The organism is Nonomuraea fuscirosea, assembly GCF_035917475.1.
In the GTDB taxonomy this organism is placed as follows: Bacteria; Actinomycetota; Actinomycetes; order Streptosporangiales; family Streptosporangiaceae; genus Nonomuraea; species Nonomuraea fuscirosea.
Map to the genome: position 1 here is coordinate 369082 of NZ_CP109074.1, position 16023 is coordinate 385104.

At 70.7% G+C, this 16023-nt stretch carries 16 protein-coding genes, 1 tRNA gene and 1 pseudogene; 9 read left to right on the forward strand and 9 right to left on the reverse strand.

The window, feature by feature from the left end:
* Window positions 1–2 precede the first annotated feature (2 nt).
* Both OIE67_RS01675 and OIE67_RS01680 read right to left on the reverse strand, forming a co-directional pair.
* A complete protein-coding gene (locus OIE67_RS01675; protein WP_326635972.1) occupies window positions 3–1478 on the reverse strand; it encodes an aromatic amino acid lyase in 1476 nt (491 codons plus the stop codon).
* Between the two features lie 7 nt (window positions 1479–1485).
* Window positions 1486–1866, reverse strand: coding sequence for a phage holin family protein (locus OIE67_RS01680; protein ID WP_106248870.1), 381 nt, complete (start codon window positions 1864–1866; stop codon window positions 1486–1488).
* Window positions 1867–1996: 130 nt separating this feature from the next.
* Between OIE67_RS01680 and OIE67_RS01685 the strand changes: the two genes are divergently transcribed.
* Entirely contained in the window at window positions 1997–2272 is a 276-nt protein-coding gene (locus OIE67_RS01685; RefSeq protein WP_106248872.1) for a hypothetical protein, read from the forward strand.
* 50 nt (window positions 2273–2322) lie between these two features.
* Here the strand turns inward: OIE67_RS01685 and OIE67_RS01690 are convergent, their stop codons facing one another.
* Both OIE67_RS01690 and OIE67_RS01695 read right to left on the reverse strand, forming a co-directional pair.
* Window positions 2323–3168: an FAD:protein FMN transferase gene (locus tag OIE67_RS01690; RefSeq protein ID WP_326635973.1), complete on the reverse strand. Its 846-nt coding sequence runs from the start codon at window positions 3166–3168 to the stop codon at window positions 2323–2325.
* A 53-nt stretch (window positions 3169–3221) separates the two neighbouring features.
* Window positions 3222–3935, reverse strand: a complete 714-nt coding sequence (locus OIE67_RS01695; RefSeq protein ID WP_326635974.1) for a hypothetical protein — start codon at window positions 3933–3935, stop codon at window positions 3222–3224.
* A 51-nt stretch (window positions 3936–3986) separates the two neighbouring features.
* On the opposite strand from OIE67_RS01695, the gene OIE67_RS01700 reads away from it, so the two are divergent.
* The 3 genes from OIE67_RS01700 (at window position 3987) to OIE67_RS01710 (ending at window position 5712) form a co-directional block, all read left to right on the forward strand.
* On the forward strand, window positions 3987–4379 hold the full coding sequence (locus OIE67_RS01700) for an OsmC family protein (RefSeq protein ID WP_106248876.1): 393 nt from the start codon (window positions 3987–3989) through the stop codon (window positions 4377–4379).
* 250 nt (window positions 4380–4629) lie between these two features.
* On the forward strand, window positions 4630–5556 hold the full coding sequence (locus OIE67_RS01705) for a nucleoside hydrolase (protein WP_326635975.1): 927 nt from the start codon (window positions 4630–4632) through the stop codon (window positions 5554–5556).
* 79 nt (window positions 5557–5635) lie between these two features.
* Window positions 5636–5712, forward strand: a tRNA-Lys gene (locus OIE67_RS01710).
* A gap of 59 nt (window positions 5713–5771) precedes the next feature.
* Here OIE67_RS01710 and OIE67_RS01715 read toward each other — a convergent pair.
* From OIE67_RS01715 to OIE67_RS01725, 3 genes are all read right to left on the reverse strand, one after another.
* Window positions 5772–6104, reverse strand: a complete 333-nt coding sequence (locus tag OIE67_RS01715) for a hypothetical protein (RefSeq protein WP_106248880.1) — start codon at window positions 6102–6104, stop codon at window positions 5772–5774.
* A 76-nt stretch (window positions 6105–6180) separates the two neighbouring features.
* A complete protein-coding gene (locus OIE67_RS01720; RefSeq protein ID WP_106248882.1) occupies window positions 6181–6612 on the reverse strand; it encodes a nucleoside deaminase in 432 nt (143 codons plus the stop codon).
* Window positions 6613–6783: 171 nt separating this feature from the next.
* Window positions 6784–7638: a DUF4429 domain-containing protein gene (locus OIE67_RS01725; protein ID WP_326635976.1), complete on the reverse strand. Its 855-nt coding sequence runs from the start codon at window positions 7636–7638 to the stop codon at window positions 6784–6786.
* Between the two features lie 50 nt (window positions 7639–7688).
* Here OIE67_RS01725 and OIE67_RS01730 point away from each other — a divergent pair, with 50 nt between their 5' ends.
* Window positions 7689–8270: an HD domain-containing protein gene (locus OIE67_RS01730; RefSeq protein ID WP_326635977.1), complete on the forward strand. Its 582-nt coding sequence runs from the start codon at window positions 7689–7691 to the stop codon at window positions 8268–8270.
* A gap of 6 nt (window positions 8271–8276) precedes the next feature.
* On the opposite strand, the gene OIE67_RS01735 is transcribed toward OIE67_RS01730, so the two are convergent.
* The gene (locus OIE67_RS01735) at window positions 8277–8987 is read right to left on the reverse strand and encodes a FadR/GntR family transcriptional regulator (RefSeq protein ID WP_326635978.1); all 711 of its coding nucleotides are present in this window, start codon (window positions 8985–8987) and stop codon (window positions 8277–8279) included.
* A 189-nt stretch (window positions 8988–9176) separates the two neighbouring features.
* On the opposite strand from OIE67_RS01735, the gene OIE67_RS01740 reads away from it, so the two are divergent.
* The 4 genes from OIE67_RS01740 to OIE67_RS01755 are packed head-to-tail and all read left to right on the forward strand — an operon-like array spanning window position 9177 to window position 14665.
* A complete protein-coding gene (locus tag OIE67_RS01740; RefSeq protein ID WP_326635979.1) occupies window positions 9177–10784 on the forward strand; it encodes an ABC transporter substrate-binding protein in 1608 nt (535 codons plus the stop codon).
* Complete coding sequence (locus tag OIE67_RS01745; protein WP_326635980.1) at window positions 10781–11740, forward strand: ABC transporter permease; 960 nt, start codon at window positions 10781–10783, stop codon at window positions 11738–11740. The genes OIE67_RS01740 and OIE67_RS01745 overlap by 4 nt, the downstream gene beginning before the upstream one ends.
* The gene (locus OIE67_RS01750) at window positions 11737–13683 is read left to right on the forward strand and encodes a dipeptide/oligopeptide/nickel ABC transporter permease/ATP-binding protein (protein WP_326635981.1); all 1947 of its coding nucleotides are present in this window, start codon (window positions 11737–11739) and stop codon (window positions 13681–13683) included. The genes OIE67_RS01745 and OIE67_RS01750 overlap by 4 nt, the downstream gene beginning before the upstream one ends.
* Entirely contained in the window at window positions 13676–14665 is a 990-nt protein-coding gene (locus OIE67_RS01755) for an ABC transporter ATP-binding protein (protein WP_181308342.1), read from the forward strand. The genes OIE67_RS01750 and OIE67_RS01755 overlap by 8 nt, the downstream gene beginning before the upstream one ends.
* A 123-nt stretch (window positions 14666–14788) precedes the next feature.
* Here the strand turns inward: OIE67_RS01755 and OIE67_RS01760 are convergent.
* Window positions 14789–15892 (reverse strand): annotated as a pseudogene (locus tag OIE67_RS01760) (RNA-guided endonuclease InsQ/TnpB family protein); the annotation flags it as partial.
* Window positions 15893–16023: the final 131 nt, after the last annotated feature.

Consider the following 16023-nt stretch of genomic DNA (forward strand, 5'->3'; position numbering starts at 1 on the left):
GCTCAGAGGTGCCGGGCGAGGGCCTGGCGGGAGGTCTCCAGGTCGGCGGTGAGGGGGCGGTCGGGGGCCGAGGCGTGCAGGGCGCGGGCGGCGGCCGTGCGCTCGCAGGCCAGCACGAGCTCCAGCGGCTCCAGGCAGCGCAGCGCGTGCCGGGCGGCCTGCGTGGCGAAACCGGCGTGATCCTCCGCGCTGCGCGAGATCACCGCCGTGCCCGTCGTCACCGGGTTCGCGAGGTGACGCAGCTCGGCCAGGGCGTCCTGGGCCACGTACTCCAGGATCAGCACCCCTGACGCCCCGGGGCGGTCGGCGAGGAACGGCAGGTGTCCGGTGTAGGCGGGGTCCATGAGGGTCGCCAGGCGGGCCGTGCTGAGCTGGGCCGTCTGCACGAGCGCGGCCCGCAGCGCGTCGAGGGCCAGCGCCACGGGCGCCGCGTGGAAGTTGCCGTTGTGCCAGGCCAGGCCGTCGGCGAAGAGCGGATTCTCGGTGGAGGCGTTGAGGTCGATCTCCACCGTGGTGGCGGCGCGGTCGAGGGCGTCCATGGCCGCGCCGTGCACCTGGGCGAAGGCGCGGTAGCCGTACGGGTCCTGGACGCGGGTGGTCGGCTCGTGCGCGAGCAGCCCGCGCAGCCGTGCGGCCACGACGGCCTGGCCCGGATGCGGGCGGGCCTCCTGGACGACGGCGGCGAGCGGTTCGGCGGAGGCGTCCACGGCGGTGAACGACAGCGCGGCCACGTCCACGGCGGCGTCGAGGAGCTGGCGCAGACGGTGACAGGCGATGGCCGCGTCGGCGAGCGTCGCGGCCCCCGAGCTGATGAACGGCAGTGCGTCCCCGGAGGCGAAGGCGTGGTGCGGCGGCTCGGATGGCGGGTGCCGGCGCTCCCCGCCGGGACGGACAAACCCGGCGTGGCCGGACTCCCCGCCGGGGTGGGTGAGCTCGGCGGGACCGGGCTCCCCGCCGGGACGGACAGGCTCCGAAAGAGCGGACGCCCCGGCGGGGCCGGGCTGGGTGGAAGGGGTCGGGGGCTCGTGGTGCCAGGGGAGTTCGCCGTGCAGGCACAGGGCCGTGGTGGCCAGCGCGGTGAGGTCGCCGGTGCCGATGGCGCCGTACGTACGCAGCGGCGGGGTGTAGCCGTGGTTGATCGCGTACGCCAGCGCCCGGCACACGGCCGGATCCACCCCGGACCCGCCCGCGAGCAGCTGGTTAAGCCGGACCACGAGCATCGCCCTGGCCCTGGCCGGCTCGATCGGCGGCCCGGCCCCGCACACGTGGCTGCGCAGCAGGTCGAGCCCCGCGCCCTCCATCACCACGTCCCTGTTGGCACCCACACCGGTGCTCCTGCCGTACACCGGGCCGGTCAGTCCCTGCGCGACGGCCCACGCGGCCCGGGCCCGATCGAGGGAGGCGATCGTGACCCGTGCGCCGTCGTATCCGGCCTGGTGGACCTTCGCGCAGGTCAGGCCGGCGCCGTCGAGCTCCACAGCGGGATCAGTCGTTGTCGGGGATGAACAGGCCGAGCAGCCAGCTGACGACGCTGATGATGATCGCGCCCCAGAACGCGGCCGGATAGAAGTTGTCGACGTGGAAGGGGATGTCGAGCTGGCCCGAGATCCAGCTCGTCAGCAGCAGCATGGCCGCGTTGATGACGAGCAGGAACAGGCCCAGCGTCAAGACGATGATCGCGCAGCCGAGCGCCTTCACGATGGGCTTGACGATCGCGTTGATCAGACCGAAGATCAAGGCTACGAGCAGCAGGACGCCCCAGTATCTGGCCGTGTTGGTGGGGGCGTTCACGTCGATGCCGTCGATGAACTGGATGGCCACCCACAGGGCCGCCGCCGCTGCGATGGTTCTGATGATGAATCTCACGCTGGTTGATCCTCCCACTAGAGATCGCCGCTCGATAGGGGTGCCGTCACTACGATGCCCATCGGTTACCGTGCGTAGTCGCCGGTTATCGTGGGCCCATCGGGGAAGAGGCTGCAGGGGGAGGAGTGAGATGGACGCCAACGGGCTTGAGACGATGCCGGCCGCCGAGCTGCACGAACGGGCGGTGCGCTACGCCGTACGCCACGGGGACCTGGGGTTTCTGTGGGAGCTGCTGAAGGTGATCCCGGCCGCCGAGGCCGCCAGCGGTCACCCCAACGAGAGCGCCAACGACCTCAGCAAGGTCTCGGCGCTGCTCAGCGACGCTCTCGCGGCCGGTGAGGGCAAGCTGGGCGAGGCGTTGCGGCCGATCTACATCGACTATCTGCGCAAGCATCCCGACGCTTGACCCCGATCCGGCGTCCCGTCCGCTCCGGTGCTCCCCGGCGGCGTCCGCGCTCAGCCGGCCAGGCGGGACCGGGCGCCGCCGTGCTCGGCGAAGCCGGGCGTCGTCACCTCCTGCCCGTCCGGAAGGACGATCATCGTCTCGTACGGCCCCGAGCGGGCCAGGTCGGCGGCGAAGCGGCGGCCGGGCATGGGCCCCATGGCGAAGACGGCGGTGGCGTAGGCGTCGGCCAGGCCGAGATCGGGGCCGATGACCGTGACCGCGCGCAGCCCGTCCTGGATCTCGCCGGTGCGGGGGTTGACCACCGGCGCGCCGCCCGAGGTGGCGATGCCGAGGTCGTGGGCGCAGACGACCTTGCGGACGACGCCGTCGCGCGGATCGCGGACCCCCACCCGCCAGCGCACGCCGGGCGCGGCCGAGCCGCGCACCCTGATGTCGTTGCCCGCGCTGATGCGGTGGTCGCCGGCGCCGGCGTTGGACAGGGCGCGCGACAGCCGTTCGAGGGCCCAGCCCTTGATGTAGCCGGACGGGTCGGTCACGCCGTCGATGCGGGCCTCGAAGTAACCCTCGGTGGCCTCGCTGAGCTCGTCGCAGCGGTGCAGGACCTCGACCAGCTCGGGGATCTGCCTCAGGGTGCGGCCGCGGTTGAGCCGGCCGATCTGGCTGTCCTCCTTGACCGGGCTGAAGGTGTCGTCCACCCAGCGCAGCCAGGCGAACGCGTCGTCCAGCAGGGGGTTCAGCTCACGGGCCGGCAGGGCGGTGCGGATGTCGACGCTGACCGGCATGCCCATGATCAGTTCTACCCGGGCGCTGCCGGGGAAAGCCGCCGCGGTCTCCGCGACGTCGGAACTCGCTATGAAGGCGGTCGTGGTGGACTCGGCGTGCTGAGAGATCGTCATCGTGCCTCCTCCTTGTCCGGCGTCCACGCTCTCAGACCGGCCGTATGGTGGGCCTAAACACCATGGCCGATTTCGAAATGAATCTGTGACTTCGGGATGGCAAGGCGTGACAACGCCCCGGCCACGTACCGCTTGAAGGGGCGCGGCCCGGCCACCACCACTTCGCGCTCGGCGATGTCGGGGATCTGCCGGCGCAGCCCGGAGGCGCTCACCCGCTCCTTGACCGCGGGGTCGTGCTCGTCGCCCACGACGAGGATGAGGCCGAAGCGGGACTCCAGCTCGCGCAGCTCGTCGGTGACGCGGTCGGCGCGGTAGACGGCCACGATGTCGCCGGCGGCGTCGGCCTGCGGAACCAGGCGCTCACGCAACGCGCGCGGGTCGAGCCCGGTGGCGATCAGCAGGACCGGCCGCCCGGTGCCGGGGACGCGGTGGCTCCGTACGGCCATCACGGCGGCCAGCGCGTACAGCAGGAGCGCGCCGACGCGGAAGGGACCGGTCACGTAGGCGGTGGAGCTGAACTGGTGGGCCACGAGCAGCGCGCCCGCCAGGTAGCTCCCGAGGCGCAGCCGCTGCCTGGCCTCCGCCGTACGCAGACTGTCGGCCGCCTTGACGCTGAGCCAGCCGAGCGCCACGACGAGCGCCACGACCGGATAGGCGGCCGGGGTCCACGGGTAGCCGGAAGCCGGCTGGATCGCGCCGAACTCGGCGACCGCGACCCCGGACCAGAAGAGGATCGGACCCTGATGAGCATTCGCCTCGCTAGCCATGCCTTCACGATGCTGAACGAACATGAAAGCAACCTGAGTAGGGTCTGAAACATGGCTAACGTGCGTGTCGAACGGACTGAAGAGGGCGGATTCCGGGCTACCAACGCCCGTGGCGCCGAGGTGGCGATCGGTGGCGGCGACCAGGAAGGGGTGTTCACTCCGGTCGAGCTGCTGCTGGCGGCGGTGGGCGGGTGCAACATCGTGACCGTCGAGCCGCTCACCGCGAAACGAGGGCACCGGCTGGTGCGGCTGGCCATGACGGTCGGCGCGGAGAAGGTCGAGCAGAACCGGCTGGGCCCGGTCACGGTCACGTACGACGTCGAGCTGCCCTCCGAGGAGGCCGACGAGGTGTTCCGGGCGGTGGCCGAGCGGGTGCACCAGAAGTACTGCACGGTGAGCAGGTCGCTGGAGGAGGGCACGGAGGTTCGATTGGAGCTTCCGTAGGCGGATTAAACAGATATTCGACCCCGTTATGACGCGAGCGTTGCATTCGTCTCGGTAGCGTTGTAGCAGGTCAGGAGCACCGCGACTGGCCGAGAGACCTTCACCGAAGCGGACGCGGAGGGGGACCGCGGTTCGCGAGTGCGGGCCCGTCGGCGCTTTTGGGGGAAAGCGCCGGCCTGGACCGCCGCCGATCGGGCCGGGCAGCTTTGGGGGAACTGCCCGGCCCGATCCATGCGTATCCTCCGGTGACGTGAAGAAGATAGTTGTTGACTGCGACCCCGGCATCGATGACGCGCTCGCCCTCGCCCTGGTGGCCGGCTGCTCCGACTCCCTCGACCTCGTCGGCGTGACCACGGTGGGCGGCAACGTCGACCTGGAGCTGACCACGGCCAACGCGCTGGCGCTGCGCGAGTTCCTGCGACTGGACGAGGTGCCGGTGACGCCGGGCAGCGCGGGCGCGCTGCTGCGGCACACGGTCAGGGCCACCCACGTCCACGGAGTCACGGGGCTCGGCGACGTGGTGCTGCCCGCGCCCGAGCGGGGACCGGCCGACGGGCACGCCGTCGACTACCTCGTGGAGACGCTGCGGGCCGCCGCCGGTGAGATCACGCTGGTGGCCGTCGGCCCGCTGACGAACCTCGCCCTCGCCGTACGCCGTGAGCCCCGCATCGTCGAATGGGCCCGCGACCTGGTCATCATGGGCGGCTCCTACACCCGCGGCAACCACAACCCGGCGGCCGAGTTCAACATGCTGGCCGACCCCGAGGCGGCCGCGATCGTGTTCGAGGCCGGGTGGACGGTCACCATGCTGGGGCTCGACGTGACGCTGACGGCGGCGGTGACGTCGGCCGTGCTGGAACGCCTGCGGCCGCTCGGGCGGCTGTCCGACCTGCTCGTGCCCGCGGCGCAGTCGTACGGGGTGGTGACCGAGGTGAGCGGGCCGGCCGTCCACGACGCGTGCGCGGTGGCGTACGTGGTGGATCCGTCCCTGTTCACCTGCGTGCCGGCGGTGGTGAACGTGGAGACCATGGGGCAGTTCACCAGGGGCATGACCGTGACCGACTTCAACGTCGGGGACCGCAGGCCCAACGCGCTGGTGGCGACCGCCGTGGACGTGCCGCGGTTCTGGGACCTGGTGGTGGGGGCGTACGAGAAGCTGGCGGTGCGGCTGGGCTGAGGCCGGCCGGTGCGGGCCGGCTGGGTAGCGGGTGACGCGGTGCGGGCACTGTCCGGTGGCTGATAGAGTTTTCCTTGTTGCGCCGCTAGCTCAGTTGGTCAGAGCAGCTGACTCTTAATCAGCGGGTCCGGGGTTCGAGTCCCTGGCGGCGCACCAGCCATCGTCATCGGGCACTGTCCACTTCTGGGACAGTGCCCGTTGTCGTTTCCGCGTCCTCAGACGAGGCGTTCGTCGACGCCGACGGCGCCGACGCCGGTGCCGAGGCGGCCGCAGGCGCCCTGCGACTGCCCCGAGTCACGCGGCCGCAGCGTCACCCACTCGCCGACGACGTCCGGCGCCCAGCCGCAGGTGACGACTGCCCGGAACCGCCACGTCTGGCCGGTGGGGTTGTCGCACATCGCGATGCCGACGTAGTCGTCGTTGTGGTGGACGAAGGTGTCGCAGTGCAGCACCGTGGCCGCCGCCGCTGTCGCCGGTGCGGTGAGCCCCGCCGACAGCAGTGCGACGGAACCGGCCACGGCCGCCGCGATACGCGTTCCCTTGGACATTGCCCCTCCTGGACCAGAGATCGACGATCACTTTCCGTTGCCGATCGTACGCGGAGAGTCTCCGGAGGGAAATCGATTATTCGCTGTAGTAGCCCTCGACCGGGACGCGGGCCTCCTCGTACAGGGCCGGGCCTTCGGCGGGGGCGTCGGTGAAGGCGGTGCCGGGCGGCTTGAGGCCGTCGAGCTGCTCGCCGGACAGCGCGTACACCACCCGGCCGAGACCGGAGCGGGCGATGGCGCCCGCGCACATGCCGCAGGGCTGGCAGCTGGTGAACATCGTGGTGGCCGCCGCCACCTCGGGGGTGAGCTCGCGGGCGGCCCAGCGGGCCAGCTTGAGCTCGGGGTGGGCGGTGATGTCGCGGTCGGTGAGCGAGCTGTTGCGCTCCTCGGCCAGCACGGCGCCGTCGGGGCCGGCCAGCAGCGAGCCGAACGGCGGGTTGCCGCCCGCCCGGGCCTGCGCGGCCAGTTCGATCGCGCGGCGCAGCAGCTTCTCCTCGTCGTGGGTCACGGTGTCCTTCGCTCCTCGGGTGGTACGGATCTCACGGTTCGCGTGAGGTGACCAGACTGCCACGAGAGGCTCACAGCGTGCCGCTCACGACTCCCCGGAGGCGGCGGATCATGGCCTGCGCCTGCGGGGCAGGACTCCCGGAGGCGGCGGATCACGGCCTGCGCGTGCGGGTCAGGACTCCTGGAGGCGGCGGATCATGGCCTGTTTGGCCGTCGCGAACTCCTCGTCGGTCAGCACGCCCGACTGGTGCAACCGGCCGAGCTCGGCCAGCCGGCGCAGGACCGCGTCGTGGACGTCGTCGGCCACCGGAAGCGCGGGCGGCTCCGGCGCCTCGCGCGGCAGCCGGGCCAGCACGGCGGCGGCGACCAGGGCGGTCGAGCCGCCGAAGCGCTGGATGCCCCACGACACGCAGCGCAGGTCCTTCTGCGGCTGCTGCACCGGGCCCTCGCCCTTGATCCGGAAGCGCAGTGTGCCGTAGCTCATGCCGGTCTGCGGCTTCCACTCCACGCCGGTCAGGCCGGACAGCGGATATTCCTGCGGCCCCGCCTTCTCCTTCTCGGACCCGGCCCACCCGGTCCACTCCAGCCGCACCCGCTCCCCGTCGAAGAGAGCCGTGCCGTCGCCGGCCGTGGCGGAGACCGGCACGTCGGGGACGCGTAAGAGGTAGCCGTCGCAGGGGCCGGCGGGCGTGCGGTTGACGAGCAGGGTGTCGCGGATCTCGTCGGCGAAGTATTCGGCGGCGCCCACGCGGGTCTTCGGCACGGCCAGCCGGTAGGGGTCGGCGGGCGGTGTCAGCGTGCCGGCCACGACGTCGGACAGCGCGTCGGCGCCCTTGCGCAGCCGCAACCGCAGGTGGCCGCCCTTGCGGGCCGGCTCGAACGTCACGCCGGCGATGGCCTCCAGCGGCACGCTCACCTCGCCGAGCGTCCTGCGCAGCTCGTCGACGTCCTTGTCGCTGCCCGGGACGATGCGCAGCATCTCCCCGTCGAACGTCCATGACCCGTCGGGGACGGCGATCTCGGCCATATTCTCAGCCTAGGACACGCTCGCGGCACGATCGCAGACGAAGGAGCCCGATGGAGATCTTCACGAGCTGGCCGTCCTGGGCGCACGCGGAGGGCCCTCTGAGCGCGGCGCTGCCCGAGCCCACGGTGCGCGACCTGCGCGCTGCGGTCACGTTCGCCGGGCGCCGGCACGGGGTGCAGCAGCGGCCCACCGGGCGCCCGTACCTGGAGCATCTGCTGGAGGCTCTGGAGGTGGCGGTGGCGGGCGCCGGGCTGGTCGACCGGGACGTGCTGGTCGCGATCGTGCTGCACGACGTCCTGGAGGACACGTCCTGCACCGAGGCGGAGATCGCGCGCAGGTTCGGGCTGGAGGTGGCGGCGCTTGTGCGGTGGGTGACCAAGCCCCGCGGCGGGGCGAAGGTCGACTATCTCGCCTCGCTGGTCCGGGCGCCGCAGGGGGCCGTGCTGGTCAAGCTGTCCGATCGGGTGAGCAACGTGCAGGAGTTGCAGCGGATGCCGTGGCGGTTCCAGCGGCGCTACTACATGGAGACGGTGGCGTACGTCATGCCGCTGGCGGGCGCGCATCCGTGGTACGCGAAGTGGTTCAGCGAGTGGCGGGGGCATTGGCGGCGGGTGGAGCGCTGGCCCGCCTGAGCGCCGTCACCCCTCGATGCGGGCCGCGCGGTTGCGTACGCCCAGGAAGTGCGCCTTCACGGCGACCTGCGCGGCGGCGCGGTCGCCCGCGAGGACGGCGGCGTAGATCTCGCGGTGCCGTCTGGCCACGTCGGCGGCGGGCTCGTCCGGCGCTCCTAAGGCGTCGCGGAGCTGGTAGTAGACGTCCCAGAACGCGCCCAGCAGCGTGGTGACCAGGGGGTTGCCCAGCGGGCGGTAGAGCAGGTCGTGGAAGAGCCGGTCGGTCTCGGGGGAGACCAGGCCGGCCCGCGCCTCGCTCTCCATCCTGGCCATGACCTCGGCGACCGGCGTCAGGTCGGCGTCGGGGCCGAGCTCGATCAGCCGCACCACGAGGCCGCTCTCCAGGATCTCGCGGATGTCGATCAGATGGGCCAGGTGGTTGGCGCCGTTCTGGAGGGTGATGCGGCTGTGGAAGGTCAGCTCGTCCACCAGGCCCGCCAGGGACATCCGGCCGACGAACATCCCGAAACCATGGCGGATGTCCACGATGCCCACCGCCTGGAGGGCCTTCAGCGCCTCCCTGATCGAGTTGCGGCTGACGCGAAGCTCCTCCATGAGCTCCGACTCGGTGGGCAGGGGGTCGCCCGCGATGAGCCCGCGCCGCACGATGAGGTCCTTGACGCCCTCCTGGGCCTCGACGGCGCGGCTGGGGCGCGCCGGGCGCGGGACTGTGGTCATGAAGGTTCCTTTCGTCGTAGGTAACAATCCGGAAATCTTCCGTTGACCTGACGCAGGTGCGGCGTTTAGCGTCCACTTTACGCACAACATAGGACATGGGATGTCCCACGTTCTACATTCGGCCGGCGTTCACCGGGCGAACGCAAGGAGCGCGCGCCAGCGCGCGACATCATCCCCTTGGAGGCATCCGTGAGCTCTGAGTTCAGCCGCCGCGACTTCCTGCGTTACAGCGGGGCGAGCGGGGCGGCGGCGTTCATCGCGGCCACGCTCTCCGCCTGTTCAGGAGGCCCGGCCTCGACCGGGTCGGTCGGCGCCGGATCCGACAAGGACCTCATCACCGCCGTCATCGGGTACGGCAACGACCAGAGCTGGGACCCCACCCAGACGGCCTCGGCCTTCGCCATGGCCGGGATCAACCACGTCTACGAGGGCCTGCTCGACACCGACCCGATCACCCGCGAGCCGTACCCGGCGCTGGCCACCGCACTGCCGTCCGACCTGAACGCGACCACGTGGACGTTCACCCTCAGGGACGGCGCCACGTGGCACGACGGGCAGCCCGTCACCGCCGACGACGTCGTCTTCACGTTCGAGCGGGTGCTCGACCCCGAGGCGAACGTGCTCATCGGCAACTTCTTCAGGACCTGGCTGAAGGAGGTGAAGAAGGTGGACGAGAAGAACGTGGAGCTGGTGTTCAAGTACGCCTTCCCCGACGCGGCGCCGCGGCTGACCATCGCCAAGATCATGCCGAAGCACGTGTTCGGCCAGCCGGGCGCCTGGGACCAGGCCAAGGGCGGCAAGGCGGTGGGGTCGGGGCCTTACCAGCTGGCCGCGCACAACCCGAAGTCCAACACCGCGTTCGAGGCGTTCGACGGCTACAACGGGCCACGCCCGGCCACGGTCAAGAAGATGAACTGGCTGACGATCGTGGACGCCGCCGCCCGCGTGGCCAAGATCTCCGGCGGCTCGGCCGAGGCGCAGATCGCCGACAACATCCCGTACGCCAACGTCGACCAGCTCAAGCAGCAGGGCCTGACGGTCGAGGGCGGCAAGGGCATGAACCACATGTTCCTGATGTTCAACACCGGCACCAAGCCGTTCGACGACGTACGGGTGCGCCAGGCCCTGCACTACGCCATCGACAAGCAGAAGATGATCGACGTGGCGCTCAAGGGCCACGGCACGGCCTCCAGTTCCTTCCTCAACGAGGGTCACCCCGACCACCAGCGCGCCTCGGTCGTCTACGACTACGACCCGGACAAGGCCAAGGCGCTGCTGAGGGAGGCGGGGGTCACCGACCTGACGATCAACCTGATGGCGGTGAACGTGAGCTGGATCGTGGACTGCCTGCCCACGATCGCCGCCTCGTGGGAGGCCGTCGGCGTCAAGACCACGCTGGAGCCGCAGGACACGGCCGCGCTGTTCACCAAGATGGACCAGATGCAGGACTACCAGGCCGTCGCCGCGGCCTCGAACCCCAACCAGTTCGGCATGGACGCCGACCTGATCCTGCACTACAACTACGTGCCCGGCGGCCTGTGGATGAAGTACGCCCACTGGGACGGCACCAAGGACGCCGAGAAGTTGTTCGCGATGATGGACGAGGCGGGCAAGGAGACGGACAAGGCCCAGCGAACCGAGCTGATCCACAAATATCTGGACTTCGTGGCTGAGCAGGCCGTCCTCTACCCGGTCGTGCACAACGAGCTGATGACCGCCTACGACCCGAAGAAGCTGTCCGGCGTCCGCGCCCAGCCGTACCCCGGCATCACCCTGCTGCAGGCCAAGAGGACATGACACTCGTCATCCGGATGCTGCTGCGGCGGCTCCTCATCCTGATCCCCCTGGTGCTCGGCGTGATCGCGTTCGTGTTCATCGTCATGCGCTTCTCCAGCAGCAAGCCGGAGTACGCCTACTTCCAGGGCGCGAACCCGACCCCCGAGCAGATCCACCAGTTCCAGCTCGAGAACGGCCTGCTGGACCCGCTGCCCGTGCGTTACGTGCGCTTCGTCGCCGACCTCGCGCAGGGCGACATGGGCACCAGCGTGCTGACCAAGAAGCCGGTCATCGAGTCGGTCATGACCGCGCTGCCGCTGACCCTGCAGCTCACGCTGCTCGGGCTGGTGGTGGCCGTGGTGCTGTCGCTGGCGTTCGGAGTGACGGGGGCGCTGTTCCGCGACCGCTGGCCCGACCAGGTGATCCGGGTGGTGTCGCTGATCGGGGTGGCGGCGCCGGCGTTCTGGCTGGCGCTGCTGATGATCCAGTGGCTGGCCGTCGGGGAGGGGCTCTTCCCGACCGGCGGCTACATCAACCCGGCAGACTCGGTGACCGGGTGGCTGCGGTCGATGACGCTGCCCGCCCTGTCGCTGTCGCTGCCGATCGCCGCCCAGCTCATCCGCGTCATCCGCACGTCGATGGTGGAGGAGCTGGACCGCGACTACGTCCGCACCGCGATCGGCAGCGGCCTGCCGATGATCGTGGTCGTCGGCCGGAACGTGCTGCGCAACGCCCTGATCAACCCGCTGACCGTGCTCGGCCTGCGCATCGGCTACCTCATCGGCGGCACGGTCGTGATCGAGACGATCTACGGGCTGCCCGGCATGGGCCAGCTCATGATCAACGCGGTCCGCGACGGTGACCCGGCGGTCGTCCAGGGCGTGGTGCTGACCATCGCGATCGGCTTCATGGTCGTCAACCTGATCGTCGACGTCCTCTACCTGCTGGTCAATCCCCGCCTCAGGAGCGCCACATGAACCGGTTCCAGCTGCGAGGGGGACTGGCCGAGCGCTTGTCCAGGCCGGGCGTCGGCTTCCGCCGGCTCAAGCCGCTGTCGTGGGTGGCGGTCGGCATCGTCGCCGTGGTCGTGCTGGCGGCGCTGCTGGCACCGTGGATCGCGCCGCACTCGCCGTACTTCCAGGAGGCCGCCGGCGGCGGCCCCTCCGCCCAGCACTGGATGGGGCTCGACAGCGCCAACCGCGACATCCTGTCCAGGCTCCTGTACGGCGCCCGCTGGTCGCTCATCATCGGCCTCGGCGCCACCGGGCTCGCGCTGGTCGCCGGCGCGATCGTCGGCGCGGTCGCGGCCACCTCGCGCCGGGCCGTGGACGAGACCGTCATGCGCCTGCTCGACGTCGTCATGGCCTTCCCCGGCATCGCCCTGGCCGCGGTGCTCGTGGCGGTGTTCGGCGGCAGCATCCCGGTGCTGGTCATGGCCATGGCCTTCCTCTACATGCCGTCCGTGGCCAGGGTCGTGCGGGCCAACGTGATCGCCCAGTACGGCGAGGACTACGTCGCCGCCGAGCGCATCATCGGCGCCCGCACCCCGCACATCCTGATCAAACACGTCGCGATCAACTGCGCCGCGCCGGTGCTGGTGTTCTGCACGGTCATGGTGGCCGACGCGATCGTGTTCGAGGCGTCGCTGTCGTTCATCGGCGCCGGCGTACGCCCGCCGAACCCCTCATGGGGCAGCGTCATCGCCGACGGCAAGAACATGGTGCTGCTCGGCGGCTGGTGGGCCACGGTCTTCCCCGGCCTGCTGATCCTCGTCACCGTGCTCGCGCTCAACATCCTGTCCGAGGGCATCTCCGACGCCTGGGCCGCCCCGGCCGCGCGCAAGCCGGTCGCCCGCAAGGACGACGCCTTCGAGCGGGCCACCCCCGGCTCCGGCGAGGTCGTCGAGCTGCCGGGACTGGCCGAGGCCGCGCGCAGGCTGGCCGAGCGGGCCCGCCCGCTGCCGCAGGGCACGCCGATCCTCACCGTCGAACGGCTGCGGATCGGGTTCGCCGAAGGCGTCGACATCGTGGACGGCATCGGCTTCGAGGTACGCCCGGGAGAAGTGCTCGGCCTGGTCGGCGAGTCGGGCTGCGGCAAGACGCTGACCGCCCTGACCGTGATGGGCCTGCAGCCCCGCGACGCCCGCGTCAGCGGCCACATCCGCTTCGACGGGCGCGAACTGCTCGCGGAGCCGAAGCGGGCCCGCCGCCGGCTGCTCGGGCACGAGATGGCGATGATCTACCAGGACGCCCTCTCCTCGCTCAACCCGGCCATGACCATCAAGGCCCAGCTCAAGCAGCTCACCCGGCGCGGTGGCCGGCGCAGCCCCGCCGAGCTGCTCGAACTCGTCGGCCTCGACGCCCGCCGCACCCTGACCTCCTACCCGCACGAGCTGTCCGGCGGGCAGCGGCAGCGGGTGCTGATCGCGATGGCGCTCTCGCGCGACCCCAAGCTGATCGTCGCCGACGAGCCCACCACCGCGCTCGACGTCACCGTCCAGGCGCAGGTCATCGAGCTGCTGCTGAAGCTGCGGGAGGAGCTGGGCTTCGCGCTGATCCTCGTCTCCCACGACCTCGCGCTGGTCGCCGACGTGACCGACCGGGTCGTGGTCATGTACGGCGGCCAGATCGTCGAAACCGGCGTCACCGCCGCCCTGGTCGGGGCGCCCGCCCACCACTACGCCCGGGGCCTGCTCGGCTCGGTGCTGTCGCTGGAGTCGGGGGCCGAGCGGCTGACCCAGATCCGCGGCGTGGTGCCGGCCCCGGCCGACTTCCCGCCCGGCTGCCGGTTCGCCGACCGGTGCCCGATGGCCACCGACGTGTGCCGTACCGAGAGCCCGGCGCTGGACGGGGACGCCACGCATCGCGTCGCCTGTCACCATCCCGCGCAGGCACTGGTGAGGAGTGAGCAGCATGCTTGAGCTGAAGGACGTGCACGTCGTGCACAAGGCCCGCTCGGGCGGCCTGTTCGCACGCGACCGCGTGCACGCGCTGACCGGCGCCAGCCTCACGGTCGGCGCCGGCGAGACGGTCGGGATCGTGGGGGAGTCGGGCTGCGGCAAATCCACGCTGGCCAAGGTGCTGGTCGGGCTGCAGCGGCCGGTCTCGGGCAGCGTCACCTTCCGTGGGCGCGAGCTGTGGGGGCTGAAGGAGTCCGAGCGGCGCGCGCTGATCGGCTCCAGCGTGGGCATGATCTTCCAGGACCCGGCCACGGCGCTCAACCGGCGGCTGCCGATCCGTCAGGTGCTGCGCGACCCGCTCAACGTGCACGGGCGCGGCACCCCCGCCCAGCGCGACGCCCGCGTGCGCGAACTGCTCGACCTGGTCGGCCTGCCGGCCAGCGCGGCCGACGCGCTGCCGAGCCAGCTCTCCGGCGGCCAGCGGCAGCGGGTGGCCGTGGCCAGGGCGCTGGCGCTCGAACCCGAGCTGGTCGTGGCCGACGAGCCGACCAGCGCGCTCGACGTGTCCGTCCGCGCGCAGATCCTCAACCTGCTGCTCGACCTGAAGGAACGGCTCGGCCTGGCCCTGGTGTTCGTCTCGCACGACATCCAGACCGTACGCCGGATGAGCGACCGGGTCGTGACCATGTACCTGGGGCGCATCGTCGAGCAGACCCCCGCCGCCGCGGTCCCGCTGGGCGCGCGGCACCCCTACACGCGGGCGCTGTTCTCGGCCACGCCCGGGCTGATCTCGCCGATCAACCCGATCCCGCTGGTGGGCGCCGTGCCCTCGGCCACCAGGCCGCCCAGCGGATGCCCGTTCCGTACCCGGTGCTGGCGGGCGGACGACGTCTGCGCGGCCGAATGGCCGGCCGCGCAGACCCAGGACGGCCACCTCTTCCACTGCCATCACCCGGTGGCGGCCGGCGCCACCGACCTCGAACTGATCCAGGAGCATGCTTGACATCCTCCCCCTCTTGAAGGAGGGGGTTCCCCATGGTCACCCATGGGCCTTCCTGCTACATAGCCAGTCGCCCGCTCGAGAGGAGTCTCGTTGAGGTCTTACACCGGCTCCACAGGCGTTTCAGCTCTCCGCCAGCCCGGCGGCGAGCACATTCCTGGCCGCGTTCACATCCCGGTCGTGGACCGCGCCGCACGCGCACTCCCATTCTCGGACGTTCAGCGGCATCGTCTCTTGCAAGGCGCCGCAGGCCGAGCACAGCCTGGAGGAGGGCAACCAGCGGTCCACCACCACCAGCGTGCGCCCGTACCAGCGCGCTTTGTACTCCAGCATCGACCGCATCTGGCGCCAGGCCGCGTCGGAGATGGCTCGGGCCAGACGGTGGTTCTTGATCAGGTTGCGGACGTTCAGGTCCTCCACGGCGATCGCTTGATTCTCGCGAACAAGCCGTGTCGTGACCTTGTGCAGATGATCCCTTCTCCGGTCGGCGATGCGGGCGTACACCTTGGCCACCTTCAGGCAGGCCTTGGCCCGATTGGCGCTGCCCTTCTCCTTGCGCGACAGCACCCGCTGCGCTTTGGCAAGCTTGCGCCGGTCGCGGCGCTCATGCCGGGGGTTGACGATCTTCTCTCCGGTGGACAGGGTGGCCAGCACCGTGATGCCCGCATCCACACCCACCGCCTGCTCTGCCGGAGCGAGCGGGGCGATCGTCTCCTCCACCAGGATCGACACGAACCAGCGCCCGGCCGCGTCCTTCGACACCGTCACCGTGGACGGCTGCGCGCCCTCAGGCAGCGGACGCGACCACACAATCGCCAGCGGGGCGTCCATCTTCGCCAGCGTCAACTCACCGTCGCACCAGCGGAACGCCGAGCGGGTGTACTCCGCCGACGCCCGCGACTTCTTACGGGACTTAAACACCGGGTATTTGGCGCGTTTGGCGAAGAAGTTCGCAAACCCCGACTGCAGATGGCGCAACGCCTGCTGCAAGGGCACACACGACACCTCGCACAGAAAGGCGAACTCGTCGCTGCGCTTCCACGCCGTGAGCATCGCCGACGACTCGGCGTAGGAGACCCGCTTGCCTTCCTGGGTGTAGGCGCGGGTGCGTTCTTCCAGGCCCTTGTTGTAGACGAGGCGGACGCAGCCGAACGTCCGGGCAAGCTGCGAGGCCTGCTCGGGGGTCGGGTAGAAGCGGTACTTGCAGGCCCGCTTCACGATCTGCGCCATGCCTGGCAGCCTACCGCGCGATCAGCTGAAAATCGCGCGTGTGTTCGATACGGCGGTTCGGCTGTTGGCGAATCGCCTGTTCCTGCCCTGCTCCACAAGGGTCCGATTCCTCCCCCGCCTGAAGGCGGGGG